Source organism: Blautia sp. 210820-DFI.6.14, assembly GCF_020558815.1.
Classification (GTDB): Bacteria; Bacillota; Clostridia; order Lachnospirales; family Lachnospiraceae; genus Blautia_A; species Blautia_A obeum.
The window spans coordinates 1-634 of sequence record NZ_JAJCKS010000094.1 but is presented as its reverse complement, the minus strand read 5'-3'; the positions used below and the strand labels follow the sequence as shown (position 1 = coordinate 634).

The following is a 634-nucleotide window of genomic DNA, read 5'->3' as shown; positions in this document are numbered from 1 at the left end:
ATTTATAAAGGAGAATATTGATGAAACTATTTTTATGTTCGCATTTTTCAAGTGTAGGAAGTCTGATAAAGGAAGAAATTGAAAATAAGAAAGTCGCATTTATTCCAACAGCTTCGCTGCGTGAAGGCTACACCGGTTATGTCGGCTCGGCTCGAAAATTATTCAAAAAGTTGGGAGCAATCGTAACTGAAATTGATATTTCAACGGAGGCTTATTCAACGATACAGTCTGTTTTTGAAGATGCAGATGCGATATATTTTACCGGCGGAAATTCTTTTTTTCTTATGGACCGGCTCCGTAAAACGGGAACTGATGGGCTGCTGAAAAAGGAATTGGCAAATGGAAAATTGATGATCGGCGAGTCGGCAGGCGCAATTATATGCGCTCCAAGCATCCAATATATCCAGCAAATGGATAAAAAGCCGGAGGACTACTCACAAGAAGATGATGCAGGGCTTGATTTGATTGATTTCTATGTTCTTCCGCATTATCTTACATCACCATTTAAGAAAGTTACCAAGAAAATAATGACTGAGTTTTCGGATTTGAATCTATGCCCAATTAACAACCGTCAGGGAATTGTAATTGACGGTGAAGGTTCAAAGGTTATTTGCAAAGACTAATTTGAAAATTC

1 protein-coding gene is annotated in these 634 nt (G+C 38.2%); it reads left to right on the top strand.

Annotated elements, in window-relative coordinates; all coding sequences use genetic code 11:
* Window positions 1-20 precede the first annotated feature (20 nt).
* Complete coding sequence (locus tag LI112_RS17875) at window positions 21-623, top strand: Type 1 glutamine amidotransferase-like domain-containing protein (RefSeq protein ID WP_227191209.1); 603 nt, start codon at window positions 21-23, stop codon at window positions 621-623.
* The last annotated feature ends 11 nt before the right edge of the window (window positions 624-634 follow it).